The sequence below is a fragment of the Anaerolineae bacterium genome, assembly GCA_035529315.1.
In the GTDB taxonomy this organism is placed as follows: domain Bacteria; phylum Desulfobacterota; class Desulfobacteria; order Desulfobacterales; family ETH-SRB1; genus Desulfaltia.
Map to the genome: position 1 here is coordinate 13,945 of DATKWZ010000042.1, position 18,886 is coordinate 32,830.

Annotated in this window: 20 protein-coding genes and 1 tRNA gene; 15 read left to right on the plus strand and 6 right to left on the minus strand. The window is 40.2% G+C overall.

The features are described 5' to 3' along the window. Position 1: 1 nt before the first annotated feature. The 5 genes from VMW78_08100 to purM all read right to left on the minus strand — a co-directional run bounded on the left by VMW78_08100 (position 2) and on the right by purM (position 5,473). Positions 2-1,051, minus strand: coding sequence for a DNA polymerase III subunit delta' (locus VMW78_08100; GenBank protein HUV50964.1), 1,050 nt, complete (start codon positions 1,049-1,051; stop codon positions 2-4). A 4-nt stretch (positions 1,052-1,055) separates the two neighbouring features. Then, positions 1,056-1,331, minus strand: coding sequence for an HU family DNA-binding protein (locus VMW78_08105; protein HUV50965.1), 276 nt, complete (start codon positions 1,329-1,331; stop codon positions 1,056-1,058). An 81-nt stretch (positions 1,332-1,412) separates the two neighbouring features. Beyond that, on the minus strand, positions 1,413-1,940 hold the full coding sequence (locus tag VMW78_08110) for a UpxY family transcription antiterminator (protein HUV50966.1): 528 nt from the start codon (positions 1,938-1,940) through the stop codon (positions 1,413-1,415). 18 nt (positions 1,941-1,958) lie between these two features. Further along, positions 1,959-4,310, minus strand: a complete 2,352-nt coding sequence (lptD, locus tag VMW78_08115; protein ID HUV50967.1) for an LPS assembly protein LptD — start codon at positions 4,308-4,310, stop codon at positions 1,959-1,961. Between the two features lie 119 nt (positions 4,311-4,429). Continuing rightward, entirely contained in the window at positions 4,430-5,473 is a 1,044-nt protein-coding gene (gene purM / locus VMW78_08120) for a phosphoribosylformylglycinamidine cyclo-ligase (GenBank protein ID HUV50968.1), read from the minus strand. A gap of 162 nt (positions 5,474-5,635) precedes the next feature. Between purM and VMW78_08125 the strand changes: the two genes are divergently transcribed. The 10 genes from VMW78_08125 (at position 5,636) to VMW78_08170 (ending at position 15,885) form a co-directional block, all read left to right on the plus strand. Next, positions 5,636-6,802 carry an aminotransferase class I/II-fold pyridoxal phosphate-dependent enzyme gene (locus tag VMW78_08125; GenBank protein ID HUV50969.1) on the plus strand — a complete coding sequence of 389 codons (1,167 nt, stop codon included), beginning with the start codon at positions 5,636-5,638 and terminating at the stop codon, positions 6,800-6,802. 11 nt (positions 6,803-6,813) lie between these two features. Further along, positions 6,814-8,130 carry a homoserine dehydrogenase gene (locus tag VMW78_08130; GenBank protein HUV50970.1) on the plus strand — a complete coding sequence of 439 codons (1,317 nt, stop codon included), beginning with the start codon at positions 6,814-6,816 and terminating at the stop codon, positions 8,128-8,130. A 13-nt stretch (positions 8,131-8,143) separates the two neighbouring features. Further along, a complete protein-coding gene (gene thrH, locus VMW78_08135) occupies positions 8,144-8,752 on the plus strand; it encodes a bifunctional phosphoserine phosphatase/homoserine phosphotransferase ThrH (GenBank protein HUV50971.1) in 609 nt (202 codons plus the stop codon). A 29-nt stretch (positions 8,753-8,781) separates the two neighbouring features. Beyond that, the gene (locus tag VMW78_08140; GenBank protein HUV50972.1) at positions 8,782-9,183 is read left to right on the plus strand and encodes a thioesterase family protein; all 402 of its coding nucleotides are present in this window, start codon (positions 8,782-8,784) and stop codon (positions 9,181-9,183) included. 7 nt (positions 9,184-9,190) lie between these two features. Further along, a complete protein-coding gene (rfaE1, locus tag VMW78_08145; GenBank protein HUV50973.1) occupies positions 9,191-10,669 on the plus strand; it encodes a D-glycero-beta-D-manno-heptose-7-phosphate kinase in 1,479 nt (492 codons plus the stop codon). A 68-nt stretch (positions 10,670-10,737) separates the two neighbouring features. Continuing rightward, on the plus strand, positions 10,738-11,052 hold the full coding sequence (locus tag VMW78_08150; GenBank protein ID HUV50974.1) for a DUF167 domain-containing protein: 315 nt from the start codon (positions 10,738-10,740) through the stop codon (positions 11,050-11,052). Positions 11,053-11,107: 55 nt separating this feature from the next. Next, positions 11,108-11,184 (plus strand) — tRNA-Met (locus VMW78_08155). Between the two features lie 317 nt (positions 11,185-11,501). Beyond that, complete coding sequence (gene dnaN / locus VMW78_08160; GenBank protein HUV50975.1) at positions 11,502-12,629, plus strand: DNA polymerase III subunit beta; 1,128 nt, start codon at positions 11,502-11,504, stop codon at positions 12,627-12,629. Next, on the plus strand, positions 12,629-15,058 hold the full coding sequence (gene gyrB / locus VMW78_08165) for a DNA topoisomerase (ATP-hydrolyzing) subunit B (GenBank protein ID HUV50976.1): 2,430 nt from the start codon (positions 12,629-12,631) through the stop codon (positions 15,056-15,058). Before dnaN ends, gyrB begins: the two co-directional genes overlap by 1 nt. A gap of 35 nt (positions 15,059-15,093) precedes the next feature. Then, a complete protein-coding gene (locus tag VMW78_08170; protein HUV50977.1) occupies positions 15,094-15,885 on the plus strand; it encodes a thymidylate synthase in 792 nt (263 codons plus the stop codon). A gap of 132 nt (positions 15,886-16,017) precedes the next feature. Here VMW78_08170 and VMW78_08175 read toward each other — a convergent pair whose 3' ends face one another. Next, positions 16,018-16,215, minus strand: coding sequence for a hypothetical protein (locus VMW78_08175; protein HUV50978.1), 198 nt, complete (start codon positions 16,213-16,215; stop codon positions 16,018-16,020). A gap of 218 nt (positions 16,216-16,433) precedes the next feature. Between VMW78_08175 and VMW78_08180 the strand changes: the two genes are divergently transcribed. From VMW78_08180 to VMW78_08200, 5 genes are all read left to right on the plus strand, one after another. Then, positions 16,434-16,664: a hypothetical protein gene (locus VMW78_08180; protein ID HUV50979.1), complete on the plus strand. Its 231-nt coding sequence runs from the start codon at positions 16,434-16,436 to the stop codon at positions 16,662-16,664. Then, entirely contained in the window at positions 16,661-17,029 is a 369-nt protein-coding gene (locus tag VMW78_08185) for a type II toxin-antitoxin system PemK/MazF family toxin (GenBank protein ID HUV50980.1), read from the plus strand. The genes VMW78_08180 and VMW78_08185 overlap by 4 nt, the downstream gene beginning before the upstream one ends. A 96-nt stretch (positions 17,030-17,125) precedes the next feature. Continuing rightward, a complete protein-coding gene (locus VMW78_08190) occupies positions 17,126-17,947 on the plus strand; it encodes a formylglycine-generating enzyme family protein (GenBank protein HUV50981.1) in 822 nt (273 codons plus the stop codon). A gap of 237 nt (positions 17,948-18,184) precedes the next feature. Further along, complete coding sequence (locus VMW78_08195) at positions 18,185-18,622, plus strand: HRDC domain-containing protein (GenBank protein HUV50982.1); 438 nt, start codon at positions 18,185-18,187, stop codon at positions 18,620-18,622. 141 nt (positions 18,623-18,763) lie between these two features. Then, positions 18,764-18,886, plus strand: a 123-nt coding sequence (locus tag VMW78_08200; protein HUV50983.1) for a transposase, incomplete at its 3' end; no start/stop codon positions are given.

Consider the following 18,886-nt stretch of genomic DNA (forward strand, 5'->3'; position numbering starts at 1 on the left):
TTTAACTATTTGTATTGTTTTGCGCAAGCTGCATTAGCATCGCTTCTAAGGTCAACCTTAAATTAGCGCCGGCCTTAATTTTTTTCTGTGCTGTCCGGATAGCTTCAATTTTTTCTATTAATTGTTTTACCGTAAGTTTTTGTGCAACACGTTGAATGTTATCAATCAAATCCCTGTTTATTATTTTCTCGGGACAGAATTTATATACAACAATGTCTCTCAGCCAGTATTTAATCACCTCCAGAGAATCTTGCAGGATTTCTTTATTTTTTGATAGCTCTGCTGCAAAAGCCAAAAAAGAAACAACCGGTTGTGTAGATATTTGCCCGGGCATATCAAGGTTTAATGTATTTATAAGCCAAGCGCGCCGGTTTATCCAGTTTATACGGTTCTTAGGCTCAACCATCGAAAGGGCTTTAGATAAACTCCCGTTTGCCAGAATCGCGATTGTTTTTGCATCATCATAATCAAGCCCTTCTTTGTCAACCAGAATATCTTCCAGTCTCTTGCAGGAAATCGGGTTAAATCTGATATGCTGACAGCGTGAAACAATTGTGGGGATAAGATCGAACGACTGTATGGCGGTAATTATCAAAATGGTCCGGCCGGGTGGTTCCTCAAGAACCTTAAGCAGCGCGTTGCCGGCAGAAGGGTTCATTGCACGGGCTTCTGATATTATTACAACACGCATCCTTGCCTCGTAAGGTTTCATGGCAAGAACATCTCGCAAAGAACGTATTTGAGCAATCTTGATATAGCCGCCTGACGGCTTAATGTGTATGATGTCAGGATGGTTTCCTGATCGGATTTTCACGCATGCCTTACAATAACAAATCCGGCTGTTTGTTGCTTGATTCGCGCTCTGAAAAAAGCTCCCTGGATTTTTACTTAGACAGTTACACGCCATGGCAAACATCATGGCTGTAGTGCGTTTGCCGACACCTTCCATGCCTGTAAAAAGAAGGGCATTAGGAATGGTGTTGTGTCGCAGAAAGGCTGTTAAAAGTTGTACCGGCTTTTTTTGATCTATTATTACCGCAAATTTGGACACAAATTTAATTATCTACTCTGTCTTTCAATTCTTTTCCAGCCTTAAAAAACGGAAGCTTTTTGGGCTTTATTAGAACATTATCACCTGTCTTTGGGTTTCTGCCGGTATATGCTTTGTACTCTTTTACAAAAAAGCTGTTCAGCCCGCGAATTTCAACTCTTTCTCCCTGTACCAAAGCATTCTGCATAGAACCAAAAAATATTTGAATCACCTTTGCGGCATCCGATTTTGAGACATTAGCCTTGGTTTTTAAAGCAGAAACAATCTCCAGTTTATTCATATCCTCTCCTTTTTACAATACCTGCCGTTTAATATCTTTAATGTGAAATTATTAAACAGAACCTGTTTAGAAGTCAAGCGGTTATAACAATATTTTTGGTAGCCTTTCAACATCATCTTCGTTCACCTCGACTGCAGCAAACTGTCTAAGGGCTTCGATAGCAACAACAACTCTCCCCTTGCCCCTGTATTGGACAAAGGTTCCGGTCACCCCTGCAAACGGGCCGTAAATCACCATAACAGGATCCTTTTTTTTTAAACAGGTGCCGGTTAAAACCTTGTTGTCTCCCGACACCATGATTTTAAGTGATTCAACGGTCTCTGCAGCAACAGAGATCGGCCCTTCTTTGTTGCCGATTAAACGGACAGTCCCGGCTGTCTTTAAAATTTCAATATGGCTGGCATGGTGCAAGTCGGTTTTTAAAAACAGGTACCCTGGGAAAAGAGGTGTTCTTATCATTAACCGTCTGTCACGGCGCCTGCTTTTTACCAGGATCTTTGGCAGGAAAACCTCAAACGATTTTTTGGCCAGAGCGTCATTAACTACATTCTCGAACCTGCTTTTCGTATGCACAACATACCACAGACGATTAATCTGTTTTATTTTCATTTAACGACTCAAACTCCGTTACAGCGGCTCTTCCATCATGCGCCCAACCATATCTCTACCAAATTCTCCAAGCCCGTACAGACCAATTATAAATGCATATTTCCTGTCATTATCCTCGTGCGAGTAGTTAAAATCTATGGACCAGCACTGGGCCTTGTACAAACATCCAATGCTTTTCCTAATATCCCAGGTCCCGTAAAGATTACGCTCATAATCAGCATATACGTTTAGCTGCTCCGATACTGCCAGGGTTATATCGGTGTAAATAGATTCGCTCGAGTCTTGGGCATACCTGTGTTCAACAAAGAGGCTGTCTCCACGCTCATCAATTAATTTTGCCGCAACATTATGTGATTTAAAATTGCTTTCATATTGAGACCATGTGGCATCTGCCTGCGCAGAAACATATCGGACAGGGGCTATCTCTATCTCGCCATAGATTGTAGAAAAAGGCCGCTTTTCCTTTTGATTTGCCCAATTGGAAGGAGTGTCCTCTTTTGCCTCGTTAATGTTATAACTCTGCTCCAGCTTTAAACGGCAAAACTGATTATAGGTATAGTCAGCGGTTTCATCATTGTTGTCTTTCGCTGTTTCATCATTATCGCTTTCATCATGGCTGTCTTTGTTTGTGTTGCTGGTCTGCGATTTTGATGTAAAAATATTGGTCAAAGAATATGTTACAAGGTTTGTTCTAACAATATTGTCAACAGCATCAAACTGGGGATATTTATTGCTCTGATCCTTTTCTGGTATATATTGATATATTACCTGCGGTGTTATTGCATGCCTTATCTTGTTAATCCGGCTTTTTTGAAAGCTGTATATTCTATAAATGTTTGAAGAAAGGTCTAATTTGACATCATACATTTCTCTGTACAGCGTTGCCTTATCAGAGGAGCTATATTCCTCTTTGTCAAAATACCAGGCTGTTTCCCGAAACCCTGCAGATGGTTCAAAAGAAAGGTAATGTTTGAATCTTAATGGCAAATACAATCTTGGATATGCATCCATCCTGTGAGCACTTGGAGCAGCCTCTGAAGCATCCTCTCTGTAGAAATATGTATATTTGGAATTGAGGTCAAAATAAAGGGGTGTGCCGAACACCTGCTGTTTGGATGCATTAAAATCAACAATCGGCAGCATCTGTATGGTTGTATCTGTTTCCTCCTGGCGACGGGTTATGACATTATCATACCAGCGGGTCTCGGCATTAAGGCTGAATTGTGACCAGCTCTTGTTTATGCTCAGGCTGTTTACCCTTGTTGAATCAGTATAATCGTCAATGCCTCTGCCGAAACTTTTGTTAAAAAAGTTATCGGTTTTTTCAAACCCGGTATATCCGTCCTTAAATTCGTCAAGGTAATCCTGATCACTGACAATATCTATGTCCAGTTTTGCGGTAAAACCATTAGGCAAAGCCTTATCATGTTTCATCCTGAACCAGTATCGGTCTGAATTGGGCCGCAACACACCATCGTCCGCATATCCCCATTCTTCGCTCGATTCCAGTTCTACCTTCCTGTCCCGCAAAAAGTCATACATCATGGTTCCTTTTGACTTTTCATCTAAAACATAGCGGTATTCAAAACCTGTTTTTTCTCCCCTGCGTCCAATATGGTGGTAATATAAGGTTGCATCCGAACTTTCGTTAATAGCCCAGTAAAAAGGCTGTATGTATTCCTCCCATTTCCGTTCCGAATATGCTATTTGTGGCGGCAAAAGGCCGGACTGTCTCTTTATCTTTGCAGGAAAAACCAAAAAGGGTGTGTACAACACAGGAACCTTTTTTGCCCAAAGAGCCGCGTGATTAACAAAACCATATCCTTCAATGGTAACCTTCAGGTTTTTCCCTGTTATTTTCCATGCCGGATAATCGCCATCACATGTTGTAAGGCTGCCCTTGGCGATGGCATAAGAGTTTTTTCCTGTCTTTTGTATTTTATCCCCTTTTATGTAAAAATGGTTTTCCTTAATAAATATTGTTCCATTATATGCTGTTCCGATTTCAGCCTCCAGATCCATCTCCATCTTATCGCCGACAAGCACATCCTCACCTACCGTCATTATTGCATGGCCGACAGCCAGCACCTCCATGGTTTTATCATCAAAACGAACAAAATCGGCTGTAAGCCTTTTGTCCTGCTTTGTTACGACAACATTTCCTTTTGCAATATGTTGGCTGGTTTTTTTATCAAAGCTTATTTCATCGGCAGTAATATGCCAGGGCTCGGCAGGATCATCATCAAACAATCGCTCAGGGCCCTGTGCAAAAGAAACCATTGCGGTTGCAATTATAATAAGAAAGATAAGAAACAGACGGGGAATAACATAACGAAAAGAGCTTAAAAACAGTCTATGTGTTCTAATCAATCTATAAACACAGCTATAATCTTTGCATTGCGTTCTGTTGTAAAGCATTGAGTATGATTTTTTTCTATTTTTTTGTGACTGCGGAAGGATTGTGATATGTTTCGCTATATAAATATTTGCTAAACCCACTTGATGCGCCGGGCAGATTCTTTTCTTTTAACTATCTCCCCTATTATAAATCCTTTCTCTTTCATAGCGCTAAGCCGCTCCAGCATATCCTGTGCCGAACCTTCAGGAACAATCGCTATCATCCCGATTCCATTATTAAAAGTGCGCATCATCTCGTTATCGGATATATTGCCGGCCTTTTTCAAAAAAGGAAACACAGAGGGCATATCCCAACTTTCTTTGTGCATCACAATATTGCATCCTTTTGGTATTATGCGCAAAACGTTGTCTTCAATACCTCCGCCTGTAATATGAGCAAGCCCGCATATTGGCAGCCCCTTGCGTATACGATAAATAGCTGACGAATATATTTTTGTTGGGGTAAGAAGCTCTTCACCCACTGTTTGACCAAACTCAGGAACATAATCATCGATTTTTAGTTTCAAAATATCAAAACAGATCTTTCGAGCCAAAGAATATCCGTTGCTGTGAAGGCCGCTGGATGCTATTCCGATAACCTTGTTGCCGACATGAATTTCAGACCCGTCAATAATCTTACTGTTATCAACCAGACCCACGGCAAAACCTGCCAAGTCATATTCATTTTCTTTATAAAAGCCCGGCATTTCCGCTGTTTCGCCACCTATCAGAGCACAATCTGCCTGCCTGCAGCCCTCTGCGACCCCCCCGATAATTGCTGTGGCAATTTTTGTGTTCAACATCCCTATTGACAGATAATCTAGAAAAAACAGCGGCTTGGCGCCTTGCACAATGACATCGTTTACACACATGGCTACAAGGTCAATCCCGACAGTGTCATGTTTGTCCATCATAAAGGCTATCTTAAGCTTTGTTCCGACTCCGTCTGTTGAGCTTACAAGAACCGGGCTGTCCATCTTTGCAAGGTTAAGCGAATAAAGCCCTCCGAACCCTCCAATCTCACCTATAACGCCAGCTCTGGGCGTCTGTTTTGCAATCTTTTTTATGGCCTTAACAAGGTTGTTGGCCTTGTCAATATCTACGCCCGAATCAGCATAGGTCAAGGGCTTATTCATGTTTATCTCCCACAAAAAACCATCCTTTACTAATAGACAACTATTTAAAAATTAAACCGATTTAGACTGAAAGTCAAAACAATTTTTTTGACATAAAGTTCTTTGTGTTGTAGTTTAGCAAAAAATTAACTATTTATTTTTATAGGGTACGAGGTTGTTTTTATGGAAAAATTTGCAAGAATAGATCGTCTTCCACCTTATGTGTTTACAACTGTTAACAAAATAAAGATGGATGCAAGACATGCTGGCGAGGATATTGTAGACCTTGGAATGGGCAACCCTGATCTTCCCACCCCAAAGCATATCGTCGACAAGCTGTTGGAAGCAGCTCAAAAACCCCACAACCACAGATATTCGGCATCAAAGGGCATTACAAAGCTTAGGATGGCTATTTCAAGCTGGTACAAACGAAGATTTGACGTTGACATAGACCATGAGGAGGAGGCTATAGTCACAATCGGCGCCAAGGACGGCATATCCCATCTTGTCCTTGTTACAATAAGACCCGGAGATGTTGTGTTTACTCAAAATCCAACCTATCCGATTCATCCATTCTCCGCAATTATTGCCGGAGGAGAAGTGCGCGGAATACCTGTGGGGCCAGATTCGGACTTCTTTGAAAATCTGGTTGAAGCCACAAGACAGACATGGCCCAGGCCAAAACTGTTGATTATAAGCTACCCTCACAACCCAACAACCGAGGTTGTCAACCTGGAGTTTTTTGAAAAAATCGTGGCTTATGCAAAGGAATACAATATTATGGTAATCCATGATTTTGCTTATGCCGACCTTGTTTTTGACGGGTATAAAGCCCCCAGTTTTTTGCAGGTAAAAGGAGCCAAGGATGTAGGGGTGGAATTCTTTTCCCTTTCTAAAAGTTACAGCATGCCGGGCTGGAGGGTAGGCTTTTGTGTTGGAAACAGAGAAATAGTCGGCGCCCTGCGCAGAATAAAAAGCTATCTTGACTACGGGATTTTTCAGCCGATTCAGATTGCATCCATCATAGCCTTAAACGGCCCTCAGGATTGTGTTACAGAAATATGCAACATCTATAAAGAGCGAAGAGATGCCCTGATATCCGGCCTGAATCGAGTTGGCTGGGATATAAAAAGCCCAAAAGGAACCATGTTTGTATGGGGAAAAATTCCTGAACAATATCTAAAAATGGGTTCGGTAGAATTCTCCAAATTTCTGATTAAAGAGGCTCAGGTAGCTGTTTCTCCCGGGCTGGGTTTCGGCGAATACGGAGATGAATACGTCCGTTTTGCGCTTATTGAAAACAACATGCGCATAAACCAGGCTGTAAGGGGAATTAAAAAAATATTATAGGCACAGGCAATATGAAACAAATTAATATTGGTTTGCTTGGATGCGGTACCGTAGGCACCGGTGTTGCAAAGATTCTGATTGAAAACAAAGAGCTTGTTTCCGCCCGGGTCGGGGCATCACTATCATTAAAACATGTCGCGGATATTGATATAAAAAGGGATCGGAAAATCAAGTTTGATGAAGGGGTCCTGGTAACCGATGCCCGCAAGGTGGTTGAGGATCCGCAAATAGATATAATTGTCGAGATGATCGGTGGGGTGGGAATTGCAAAGGAGCTTATTTTAAGAGCAATAGACAATGGCAAACAGATTGTAACCGCAAACAAGGCCCTTCTTGCAACCCAGGGCAATGTTCTTTTCAAAGCCGCTTATGCAAATGGGGTTGATCTTGCTTTTGAGGCAAGCGTTGGCGGATGTATGCCTGTTATAAAATCGATTAGGGAGTCTCTGGTTGGTGATCACATAAAATCAATGACCGGCATATTAAACGGTACCTGTAACTATATTCTGTCAAAAAGCACATATGATGGAATTACATTTGAAGCAGCCCTGTCTGAAGCGCAGGCCAAAGGCTTTGCAGAGGCAGACCCATCGCTGGATGTGGAGGGAACAGATACCGCACACAAACTGGCCATATTAACATCTATTGCATACGGTATGGAGATTAATTTTAATGATATTTATATTGAAGGAATATCAAAAATTACCCCCATGGATATCGATTTTGCCAATCAATTCGGGTACAGGATAAAGCTTTTGGCTATAAGCAAAAACAGGGAACAAGAGGTTGAAGCAAGGGTGCATCCTGCAATGATACCGTTTGACAATCAGTTGTCAAACGTAAACGGTTCTTTGAATGCGATTACAATTTCGGGTGATGCTGTCGGCGACATGATGCTTTATGGCCTTGGCGCTGGTATGATGCCAACAGCCAGCGCGGTTGTTGGAGATATAGCAGATCTGGCCCGCAACCTTTTATCCGGCACAAGGGGAAGGATTCCATTACTGTCCTACCAGATGGAAAATATAAGAAAAATTCCGATCATGCCGGTTGACGACATCTTTACCAATTACTATTTCAGGTTCTCTGCGGCAGATCGTCCCGGGGTTTTATCTAAAATATCGGGCATACTGGGTAATCGTGGCATCAGCATCAAATCCGTGCAGCAAAAAGGACGTAAATCGATTGGCTCGGTTCCTATTGTCATCCTCACGCACCTTGCAAAGGAACATGATGTTCAAACAGCTCTATCCGAGATTGAAGCCCTTAATATTGTCAGCGACAGGCCGGTTCTCATAAGGGTCGAGGAAACTAATTGCCATATTTGATACAAGAGGTGTGATGTATATTGTCTGTTCAGATTTAGAAGGTGTTTTTGTTCCTGAAATATGGATACAGGTCTCTGAACAGACCGGTATCAAAGAGCTAGGGCTCACTACTCGTGATATATCCGATTATGATGTTTTGATGAAAAAACGGATTGATATCCTTCACGAGAACCGGCTTAAGCTTAAAGACATTACAAATGTTATCGATTCAATAAATCCCCTTGACGGGGCGATGAATTTTCTGGAATGGCTCAGATCACAGACCCAGGTAATAATTCTTTCGGATACATTTGTTGAGTTTGCAGGACCTTTAATGAAAAAGCTGGGCCGGCCGACCCTTTTTTGCAACTCTCTATCAATAGACACTGGCGGATATATTACTGGATATAATCTCCGACAAAATGACGGCAAGCGTAAGGCTGTGCTTTCCTTAAAAAGCCTCAATTATAAGATAATAGCCTTTGGCGACTCCTATAATGATATAAACATGCTCAAAGAGGCCGATACCGGCATCCTGTTCCGGCCTCCGGACAATGTAAAAAACGAATTCCCTGAGCTTTTGGTTTCATATCAATATGATGAACTTAGAAAAATTATCGAAAAAACACTGGCAACAACATGAGGTCTCAACTTAACATTGTTTTTTAATTTATGACTACACATAAAACAACATACAGGGTTATTTACGGCGACACGGATAAAATGGGTATAGCTTATCATGCAAACTACCTGCGCTGGTTTGAAATAGGCCGCTCCGAAATGTTCAGATCTGTTGGTGTTACCTATAAGAAAATAGAGGCAAAAGGTGTTTTGCTTCCTGTATCCGAGGCTTACTGCAAATTTTTGTTTCCAGCGCAATATGATGATGTTTTGGTTATAAAAACCGCTGTTGATAATGACTTTAAGGGGGGTATAAAGTTTGTATATACAATTGTCAGTGAGGATGGCCAAAAGATTTTAGCAAAAGGTTACACCAAACATGCATGCGTTGATAATAACGGCAGGTTAATCCGTCCGCCAAAATTTTTAACAGAGCTTATTGAAACCAGATGAAATAGTTATGACTTTTGATATTTCAAAATTTGAAAGATGTAACATCCTCGTTGTCGGAGATTTAATGGTCGATGAATACTTGTGGGGTAATGTCGACCGGATATCTCCGGAAGCGCCGGTCCAGGTTGTTTCGGTTAAAGAAGAGAACTATACTCTGGGTGGATCCGGAAACGTCGTAAACAACCTTATAGCGCTTGGAGCAAAGGTTTCACTGGCAGGAGTAATAGGTTCAGACAGATATGGACATCTTTTGCTCGCAACATTAAACGAACTCGGCATTAATACCGACGGGGTTGTCGAGGAACCGGAAAGGCTCACGACCAGAAAAACCAGAATTATTTCCGGCAACCAGCAGGTCCTTAGAATCGACAGGGAAACAAAAAAAGACATATCCGGACAAACCCTTGATCTTATATTAAATTATATTGAGAGTGTAATATCTGATGTGGATCTGGTATTAATTTCCGATTACGGCAAGGGGTTAATTACGAAGTCTTTGCTTAGCTCGCTGACAGCTGTTGTAAAAAAACACAAAAAGATATCTGTAGCCGATCCAAAAGGGCGTGATTTTTTAAAATATTCAGGTGTTTCTTTACTTACTCCGAACAAAAAGGAGGCAGCCCTTGCCTCTGGAATAGAGATTATCGACGAATCAACCTTAATTAAAGCCGGAAACAGGATTCTTGAAACTGTAAAGATAGAAAAGCTTCTTATTACATGTGGCAAGGACGGAATGGTTTTATTTGAGCATAATAAAAAACCTTATTATATCTCTGCTCAGGCAAGGCAGGTCTTCGATGTGTCAGGAGCCGGAGATACTGTAATCGCCGTCTTAGGACTTGTAGTCGCTTCAGGAGCCTCTTTTGCAAAAGCTGCAACCATTGCTAATACAGCAGCAGGTATTGTGGTAAGCAAGGTTGGAACGTCGACTGTGTCAAAAAACGAACTTTTATCGGCCTTGACACCTGGTTGTGACTATGCCTCAACCAAACATATATCTTTTTCAGAACTTCCGGCTGTTGTGCAGAAGCTTAAGGCCGACAATAAAAAAATTGTTCTTACAAACGGTTGTTTTGATCTTTTGCATTCAGGTCATATTATGCTTCTTGCCGCCTCAAAGAAGCTTGGAGATGTGCTTGTTGTCGCTATTGATGATGATGAGTCTGTAGCCAGCATTAAGGGGCACGGAAGACCGATAATCAGCGAAAAGGAGCGTATAAGCATCTTGGTCGCGTTAAATTCCGTTGATTATGTTGTGGTTTTTTCTTCAAAACAACTTAATAAAATAATTGAAATTATTCGTCCAGACATACTCACAAAGGGCGGCAATTATATGTTTGAAGATGTTACAGGAAGAGAGATTGTTGAGAGGTTCGGCGGAAGGGTAGTGCTTATTCCTGTTATAAAAAATATCTCGTCAAGCAGTATCATAAATAATATTAGAAATTCTGATATTGAACCGCAAAAACTAACTCTAACCAGGTAGCCCGATAAAAAAATATATTTATTGAAATTAACCGTTTTTATATTCGCTCGCTATTGCGGTTCAACATAATGTTATTTATCAATAAAAGCAATAAAGGCATCGTGTTTAAAGTGTTTGTTCAACCAAAATCTTCAAAAAACATGATAGCAGGTATTTATGGCGATGCGATTAAAATTAAACTTACAGCTCCTCCTGTAAATGGGGCTGCAAACAAAATGTGCATAAAATATCTGGCGAATATTCTAAAAATTCCACAAGCAAAATTTGAAATAATATCAGGACATACAAGTCGTACAAAACATCTTCTTATTAAATATAATGACAATAAATATTCAGAAACCGAGTTTGAATATTTAACAGGTTTAATTAAAGCATTGTTATAAAATAAAAAATCTTGACTTAATTTTTTATTTTACCTATTTTGTGTTTTTTACATGATGCGGGGTGGAGCAGTCTGGTAGCTCGTCGGGCTCATAACCCGAAGGTCATAGGTTCAAATCCTATCCCCGCTACCATCTTTCTTTGCAAAATATCTCCTGTTAACCAATTACTGCGTCAGATTCAATTTTTAATCCTTAGGCTCAATTTTTCTATCTTATATAAACACAAATATTGTTAGCTTTTTTGTATTGATATTTTATCAATAATTAATTACTTATAAACAATATTTTTTTATATGTTTATAATATCAATTTTTTAAACATAACAATAGCTGGTTTTTTATAATACTTTTTTGTTTTTTTATTTAGTAAAACAGACAGGTTAAAAAGTTGTTATAGTTATAAACATACATTAAAGATAATCTTTTATAACTTAATATAGGAATAAAGATATGAAGTTTACTATTAACAAGACAGATATATTGGATGTATTGTCAAACATTCAAGGTTTAACCGGGCATAAAAGCAGCTTGGCTATTACTGAAACAGTTTTAATACAAACAACAGATTCGGGTATAAAAATTGCGGCCACCGATCTTGAAACAGGTTTTGTGGGATTATATCCTGCAAAAGTAGCCTCACAGGGAACAATAGCTATTAATGCAAGAAAACTATACGAGATAGTAAAAGAGTTTCCATCCAATGAAATAAATATTAATGAAATAGAAAATCATTGGGTGGAAATCAGCAATAATAAGGTTAATTATCATATAGTTGGAATGAATCCTGACGATTTTCCTGAAATTCCAACTATAGAGGATATTTCTTTTTTAAAAATCAAATCAGCGGCTTTTAAAAAAATGATAGATAAAACCATCATTATAAGTGTTGCTACAGATGACAGAAGAGTCCATATCAATGGAATATATTTTGAAAAAATAAAAATTAATAATCAAAATACAATTAGGATGGTTTCCACGGATGGCAGCAGGCTTTCGCTGGTTGATTATATTCCCGAGTCCGCAGCAGGCAAATTTGATATACCATTAGAAGCAGGTATTATTATTCCCAAAAAGGGTCTGACCGAAGTAAACAGGTTTCTTGATCAAAAAGGCGATGTGCAGACAGGAAATAAAGACAACCATTTTATTGTTAAAAAAGATACGGAAACCATTATAATAAGACTTCTTGAAGGTGAATTTCCAAAATATAGTGAAATTATTGATAAAGGAGATGCAAGTATTATTACTATTAATAGAAAAATGTTTCTAAATATGTTGAAAAGAATGTCTATATTATATTCTGATAATTATAAAGGAGTGGTATTTAATTTTCATAAAGACAAACTAATAATTACCGCCACCAATCCTGATTTAGGTGAATCAAAAGAGGATATGGATATAGATTATAAAGGAAATAAAATTGAGACCGCGTTTAATCCAAAATTCTTTATAGACACATTAAATATAATTGATGATGATGATATTGTTTTAAATATAATTGATGAACAGAAGCCATGTTTTATTGAGGGAAAAGAGGATAAACAATTTTTAAGTGTTATTATGCCGATGAGAATTTAATGGAAAACATTTATGATGCAAGCAGTATAGATGTACTTGAAGGCCTTGAAGCTGTGAGATTGAGGCCTTCAATGTATGTTGGGAATGTGGATGTTGAAGGGCTTCATCATCTTGTTTATGAGGTTGTTGATAACAGTATAGATGAAGCTATGGCCGGATATTGTAATTTGATTAAGGTCACCGTCCATACCGACAATAGCATCAGTGTTGAAGATAACGGCAGGGGTATTCCTGTTGGTATTCATAAAACTGAAAAAGTGCCGGCTGTTGAGGTTGTGTTAACAAAGCTTCATGCAGGAGGAAAATTCGATCACGATTCTTATAAGGTATCCGGCGGGCTGCATGGTGTTGGAATATCGGTTGTAAATGCTCTTTCGGCAGATTTTGAAGTAGAAATATATAAAGACAACAAAATTTATTATCAAACCTATAAAAAAGGGATAAAGAATAGTGAGTTAAGCATAATAGGAAAGACAGATAAAAAGGGCACCAAGATTCATTTTTCTCCCGATCTTGATATTTTTAATACAAACAATTTCGTTTACGAAATACTTAGTAGAAGACTCAGGGAACTTGCTTTTTTAAATAAAGGCTTAAATATAAATATTGAAGATGAACGTTCCGACACAAAAGAAAAGTTTTTTTACAAAGGAGGAATAGTAGCGTTTGTTGAATATCTTAACAGGAGACACATCTCTCTTCACAAACCTATATTTATTGAAGGAGAAAAAAATGATGTTCAAATTGAAATAGTAATACAATATAATGATACTTTTAAAGAAAAGATATTTTCTTTTGCAAACAATATTCATACGACAGAAGGTGGTTTTCATTTAATCGGATTTAAGGCCGCCCTTACGCGCACACTAAATCAGTATGCATCCACAGCAAACCTGTCTAAAAACCTTCATGCAAAAATTAGCGGCGATGATGTTCGGGAAGGATTGACCGCAATAATAAGCATCAGAATAAAGAATCCTCAATTTGAAGGACAGACAAAAACTAAATTAGGCAACAGTGAAGTAAAAGGGCTTGTTGAATCTCTTGTTAATGAAAAGTTAAGTGCGTTTTTAGAAGAGAATCCTTCTGTTGCTAAGAAGATTGTAGAAAAAGCAGTTGATGCTGCAAGAGCGAGAGACGCCGCAAAAAGGGCAAGGGATCTGGCAAGGAAACAGGGCTCGTTGCTTGATTCCACGCTTCCAGGCAAGTTGGCTGAGTGCCAATTTTTAGAACCTTCAGAAAGAGAACTCTTTGTTGTAGAGGGTGATTCCGCCGGTGGCAGCGCAAAACAGGGTAGAGATAGAAAGTTCCAGGCTATTTTGCCGTTAAAGGGGAAAATATTAAATGTTGAAAAATCTCGTTTTGATAAAATTTTGCGCAGCGAGGAAATTAGAAACATAATCACCGTGCTTGGCACAGGGGTCGGGAAAGAAGAATATAACATCGAAAACATTAGATATCATAAGATAATTATTATGACTGATGCCGATGTTGACGGTTCTCACATAAGAACGCTTTTATTGACACTCTTTTATCGACAAATGCCCAACATAATCGATAAAGGATATTTATATATTGCTCAGCCACCATTATTTAAGTTGGGCAAAGGAAAAACAGCGGTTTATATTAAGAATGAGACCGAATTTAATGATTATATTTTAAAACGAGCATGCAATAATAAAAGTGTAAAAATCGCAAAGGATGAAAAAACACTTTCTGAACATAACCTTTATCTTTTTTTATGTGATCTTGCAGAATATTTTGAAAACATGTCAAAACTTGAGTCTCGCGGTATAAAACAGGATTTTATCGAGTTGTTGATAAGACAAGGGGTTGAAAACGTAAAATTTTTAAAAGACAAGCAGCAGATGACACACCTCAAAGACCTGTTGTTAAAAAATGGTTACAGCGTTGATGGGCCGAGCTGGAATCAAGAAAGAGATATATATGAAATTATGGTTAGCCCTAAAGAGAGTATATATCAGGATGCTTTGGCAACAGCCATATCAGGCAGAGAAATGAAACCGGTTAAAATCGGCAGAGGATTTGTGTGTTCGTCGGATTATCAGAGATGTCTTGTTATAGAAAAAAACATATTAAAATTTGATTATCCTCCATTTTTGGTCTTTAATAATGATAAAACAGGTGTTGATATTGTTAAAAACGACAAAAAAGAGCTTTTATCCTTTTTAATAGCAGAGGGTAAGAATGGTCTGGCTGTTCAGAGATATAAAGGCCTTGGCGAAATGAACCCTGACCAGCTATGGGAAACCACCATGGATCCCAACAAGAGAACTTTGCTACAGATAAAGATTGAGGATCTGGTAGAAGCGGATGAAATTTTTACGATCCTGATGGGAGAAGAGGTTGAGCCGCGAAGAGAGTTTATCCAAAACAACGCTCTTAATGTCAGCGTGCTTGACATATAAAAACGGTTATCAATCAACCATAAACGGTTACTAATATGCATATTCATCAGGTAGAAGCAAGAGACTTGCCCGATCTATGGTTTCAGGCAATACATGATATATTTGATCGTGGAAGAAGGTTTAAAATTGATCGTGGTTCATATGCGGGACAAACGCGTCTGGAATACGATTTTTTTATTGGTCATGTGAAACATCCCGGCACACAACCCCTGTTGCCTGATATTCCTCCGGCATGCGGGATACCAAATCCTGTTGAAGAAGCATATATTTACGGAGGAGAAGGACATAACAGATCATACCTTGAATACCTTATGACCTCGGATAAAGAGGTCGGCGAATCATACACTTATGGCGAGAGACTGACGGGCGCTCCGATTACAGGGAACAAGCTTGCCTGGTGGAAAAAACGCGATGCAGAGATCATAGATGTTAGAGAGATTGACGGAAAAGCTGTTTTTGAAAAGCAAGGGACTCTTTATATTAATCAGATTGAGTGGGTGATTCAGACATATAAAAAATACGGATACCGTAACAACCAGATGGTGCTCCAGGTTGCGCATCCTTCCGATATTACCTTGCTTGATCCGCCATGTTTACGTTCTATAGATACCCGGATACAGGATGAAACCCTTCACTTTATTATTTATTTTCGTTCATGGGATCTCTGGGGAGGGCTGCCTGCAAACCTGGCAGGAATTCAAAACCTGAAAGAGTATATGGCGGCTGAGATAGGGGTACAGGACGGTGAGATGATTGTCGAAAGCAAGGGGCTTCATCTTTATGGTTATGCGGAGGATCTTGCAAAGTTAAGATGTATGAAAGGATAAAGAGGGTCCAACCTCGCTTCAAGAATATTCAGACGTTCTTCGCGCTGGCTTCCGCCTATTATCTCCCCTGTTTTCGGCACAAGAACATCCATGGCCGCAACTGTTTTTCTGCTGAAAGCCGTCCCGATACTGTCAGATTTGTTGCAGCGCCAAAAAAATCGAGCGAAAAGTCGGTCTTTCCACCCGTATGTTTTTAAGGCATGACCCGTCGTTAATTTCTAAAAAGGAAAAGCCCTTTGAATCACGCCGGGTTCTGATCCACCCCATTATAATTACATTATCTATGGGTTTGTCTGGCTTTAAAAGATTTAATATTCTAATGCGCTTCATCTTGTCGGATAATCTCCATTTAAAATTTCATTTTTTACCACAGAGCTTTCAGATAACGCAAAGAAAATTTTTCCCTCGTTCCCACGCTCCAGCGTGGGAATGCATATAGCCAACAAAAACAGCTTGCTTTTTGGCTTATTGTGTGGCATGCTAATTAATAGATTCTTTGTAGGCTCTATTCCCCGAATAGGCCGAAACAGCTCATGGGAGGTAAAATTATGCCTTATGTAAAAAAACAATTTTCTTTGAGTTTAGAGCAAAACGAATTCATTGATAAAATAGTCAGGAAAAAGTCATTTAAAGACAAGAGCGAGGTTGTGAGATACGGAATCGAACTGCTTAAGCAGCAATTTCAGGACATGGAACTTCGAGAAATGGCTAAAGATTATTCTATTGACCGTGATTTTGTTCAAATCGGGAAAAGGGGGAGTAAATTACAAGGCTTATGAATCGTTTTGAGATATGGAATATCCGGCAACAAGCTTCATCTTGTTCGAGCGAACCTCCTCAACCTGCAGACAGCTCAAAGGCTGACAGGCCATATATTATCGTTTCTCCTGATGCGGTAAATCGAGTAACCGCATATCCTTTTGTTACTGTGATACCTTTGCAGGATCGGAAACAGAGAAAGAAATATCCAACCGATGTATGGATAAGTCCGTCAGGAGCCAATAGCCTTAAAAAGGAATCCATAGCGTTTTGCCAGTTGATTTATACCATTGAAAAGAGCTTTTTGGAATTTCGAATCGGTATGCTTGAGAGCGTCTATCAGGAGGAAATAACAGCAGCTCTCAGAAGGTTCCTGGTTTTGTGATGGGTTTTTTTACCACAGAGATCACTGAGAACACAGAGAGAATGCCTCTTCCCCACGCTCCAGCGTGGGAATGCATACGGAACAAGAAGAGTATAAATGAAGGTAAATTTATCAAGGATTCTTACTATAATTGCTTCAGCCCTTATTCTTTTCACCGCAACCCCCGCCCTGTCCTACGTCCCTGACGACCTTGATTTTGCTCCCATGGGCGATGGCGCTGTCAGGACATATACAATTCCCTCAATCAATTACAAAATGGTCTATATCCAGCCGGGCACCTTCATGATGGGCAGCCCTTCAAATGAGCCGGAACGCGACAGTGATGATCGTCAGCATGAGGTTACTCTTACAAAAGGTTTTTACATGGGCGCGACAGAGGTTACTCAGGGACAGTGGCGAGAGATCATGGGAAACAACCCGTCGAAATTCAAAGGAGATAATCTGCCGGTGGAGCAGGTATCCTGGAACGACTGCCGGGAATTTATAAGGAAGCTGAACAGTCAGGAGGGCGGAAACAAACACCGTCCGCCTACCGAGGCTGAGTGGGAATATGCGTGCAGGGCAGGGAGCAAAACAAGGTTTTGCTTTGGTGACAGCGATTCAAGGCTGGGCGACTATGCCTGGTATTCTAACAACTCGTCATCAAAGACACACCCTGTTGCGGAAAAGAAGCCCAACGCTTGGGGTCTCAATGTCTGGGAGTGGTGTCAGGACAGTTGTGAGTATAGCGGTGGCGTTGTAACTGATACATATCGTGATGGTATTGAGGATCCGCTTTGTAACAGTGGCTCGTTCCGGGTGTATCGCGGTGGCAGCTGGGACGACAACGCGAGGTTCTGCCTGTCAGCGTATCGCGACAGCAACACCCCGGACGTCAGGCTCAGCTACCTGGGCTTTCGCCTCGCCAGGACACCTTAGATTTTGGTTTTTTACCTTTTTACCTTTTGGAAACGCTGCGGCCTTATTGCAAGCGCAAGCAAAGCGAAGCTGCTATGCGCCTGCAATAAGGCCGCAGCGTGTGCGAAGTGATGCATGGTGTTTTGCTTAGTGTGTTTGGCTTGGGGTACAGGGGGCTTGCCCCCTGTACGCGGCAAATTTAAGGAATTGACTTTATATATTAAGGAAGAGCGACCAAACGCCTGGATTTTGTGATGTATGTTCAAAATATTGACCATACCGTTTGATCGGACCAAGAAAGGTTTTAACGAAGACGGATTGAATAAATTTGTTCTGAATAAGCATGTAAAAAGCTATAGGGCTGAATTTTTTCAGGACGGTGAGGATAAATACTGGACTGTGTTTCTTGAGTATGATCCGGTTTTTGAAAAGACGTCGGGCAAGGAGGCGGAAGGTTTTGACGAAGGGCAGAAGCTGCTGCTGGAGCGATTGAAAGCATGGCGCAAGGAAAAAGCTGATAAGGAAGGGGTGCCTGTGTATATCATCGGCACAAACAGGGAATTTGCCGATATTGTGTGCATTGCTCCCAGAAGTTTGGAACAAATCAAAACCATAAAGGGCTTCGGCAATGCCAAGGTGTCGAAATACGGCCATGAGATCATTGAAATTATAAAAGGATTTTATGGCAAAACATGAAAGAAGGTTTCCCAATTTTTGTTAAATGGTTCGATGCAACCGACTGGATACTCGATACAGTTGAAAAATTTCCCAAATCTGAGGTATGTTGAAAAAAGTGGACACCAATGTTAAGGCTGAATTCGATACGGAGGTGTCACAATGGAGAGAATACCATATGGAAAGTACACGAAGGAGTTTCGGGAGGAGGCGGTAAGGCTTGTGGTTGAAGGAGGGTTATCAATCCCTGAGGCTGGAAGGCGGTTATCGCTGGCGCCATCAACT

Bases quoted from the DNA above. Each gene is read 5' to 3' on its own strand.
- purM (HUV50968.1), bottom strand. From the start codon at position 5,473: ATGAATAAGCCCTTGACCTATGCTGATTCGGGCGTAGATATTGACAAG.
- VMW78_08125 (HUV50969.1), top strand. From the start codon at position 5,636: ATGGAAAAATTTGCAAGAATAGATCGTCTTCCACCTTATGTGTTTACA.
- VMW78_08190 (HUV50981.1), top strand. From the start codon at position 17,126: ATGAAGGTAAATTTATCAAGGATTCTTACTATAATTGCTTCAGCCCTT.
- rfaE1 (HUV50973.1), top strand. From the start codon at position 9,191: ATGACTTTTGATATTTCAAAATTTGAAAGATGTAACATCCTCGTTGTC.
- VMW78_08180 (HUV50979.1), top strand. From the start codon at position 16,434: ATGCCTTATGTAAAAAAACAATTTTCTTTGAGTTTAGAGCAAAACGAA.
- gyrB (HUV50976.1), top strand. From the start codon at position 12,629: ATGGAAAACATTTATGATGCAAGCAGTATAGATGTACTTGAAGGCCTT.
- VMW78_08175 (HUV50978.1), bottom strand. From the start codon at position 16,215: ATGAAGCGCATTAGAATATTAAATCTTTTAAAGCCAGACAAACCCATA.
- VMW78_08195 (HUV50982.1), top strand. From the start codon at position 18,185: ATGTTCAAAATATTGACCATACCGTTTGATCGGACCAAGAAAGGTTTT.
- dnaN (HUV50975.1), top strand. From the start codon at position 11,502: ATGAAGTTTACTATTAACAAGACAGATATATTGGATGTATTGTCAAAC.
- VMW78_08150 (HUV50974.1), top strand. From the start codon at position 10,738: ATGTTATTTATCAATAAAAGCAATAAAGGCATCGTGTTTAAAGTGTTT.
- VMW78_08185 (HUV50980.1), top strand. From the start codon at position 16,661: ATGAATCGTTTTGAGATATGGAATATCCGGCAACAAGCTTCATCTTGT.
- VMW78_08110 (HUV50966.1), bottom strand. From the start codon at position 1,940: ATGAAAATAAAACAGATTAATCGTCTGTGGTATGTTGTGCATACGAAA.
- VMW78_08105 (HUV50965.1), bottom strand. From the start codon at position 1,331: ATGAATAAACTGGAGATTGTTTCTGCTTTAAAAACCAAGGCTAATGTC.
- VMW78_08170 (HUV50977.1), top strand. From the start codon at position 15,094: ATGCATATTCATCAGGTAGAAGCAAGAGACTTGCCCGATCTATGGTTT.
- VMW78_08140 (HUV50972.1), top strand. From the start codon at position 8,782: ATGACTACACATAAAACAACATACAGGGTTATTTACGGCGACACGGAT.
- VMW78_08130 (HUV50970.1), top strand. From the start codon at position 6,814: ATGAAACAAATTAATATTGGTTTGCTTGGATGCGGTACCGTAGGCACC.
- thrH (HUV50971.1), top strand. From the start codon at position 8,144: ATGTATATTGTCTGTTCAGATTTAGAAGGTGTTTTTGTTCCTGAAATA.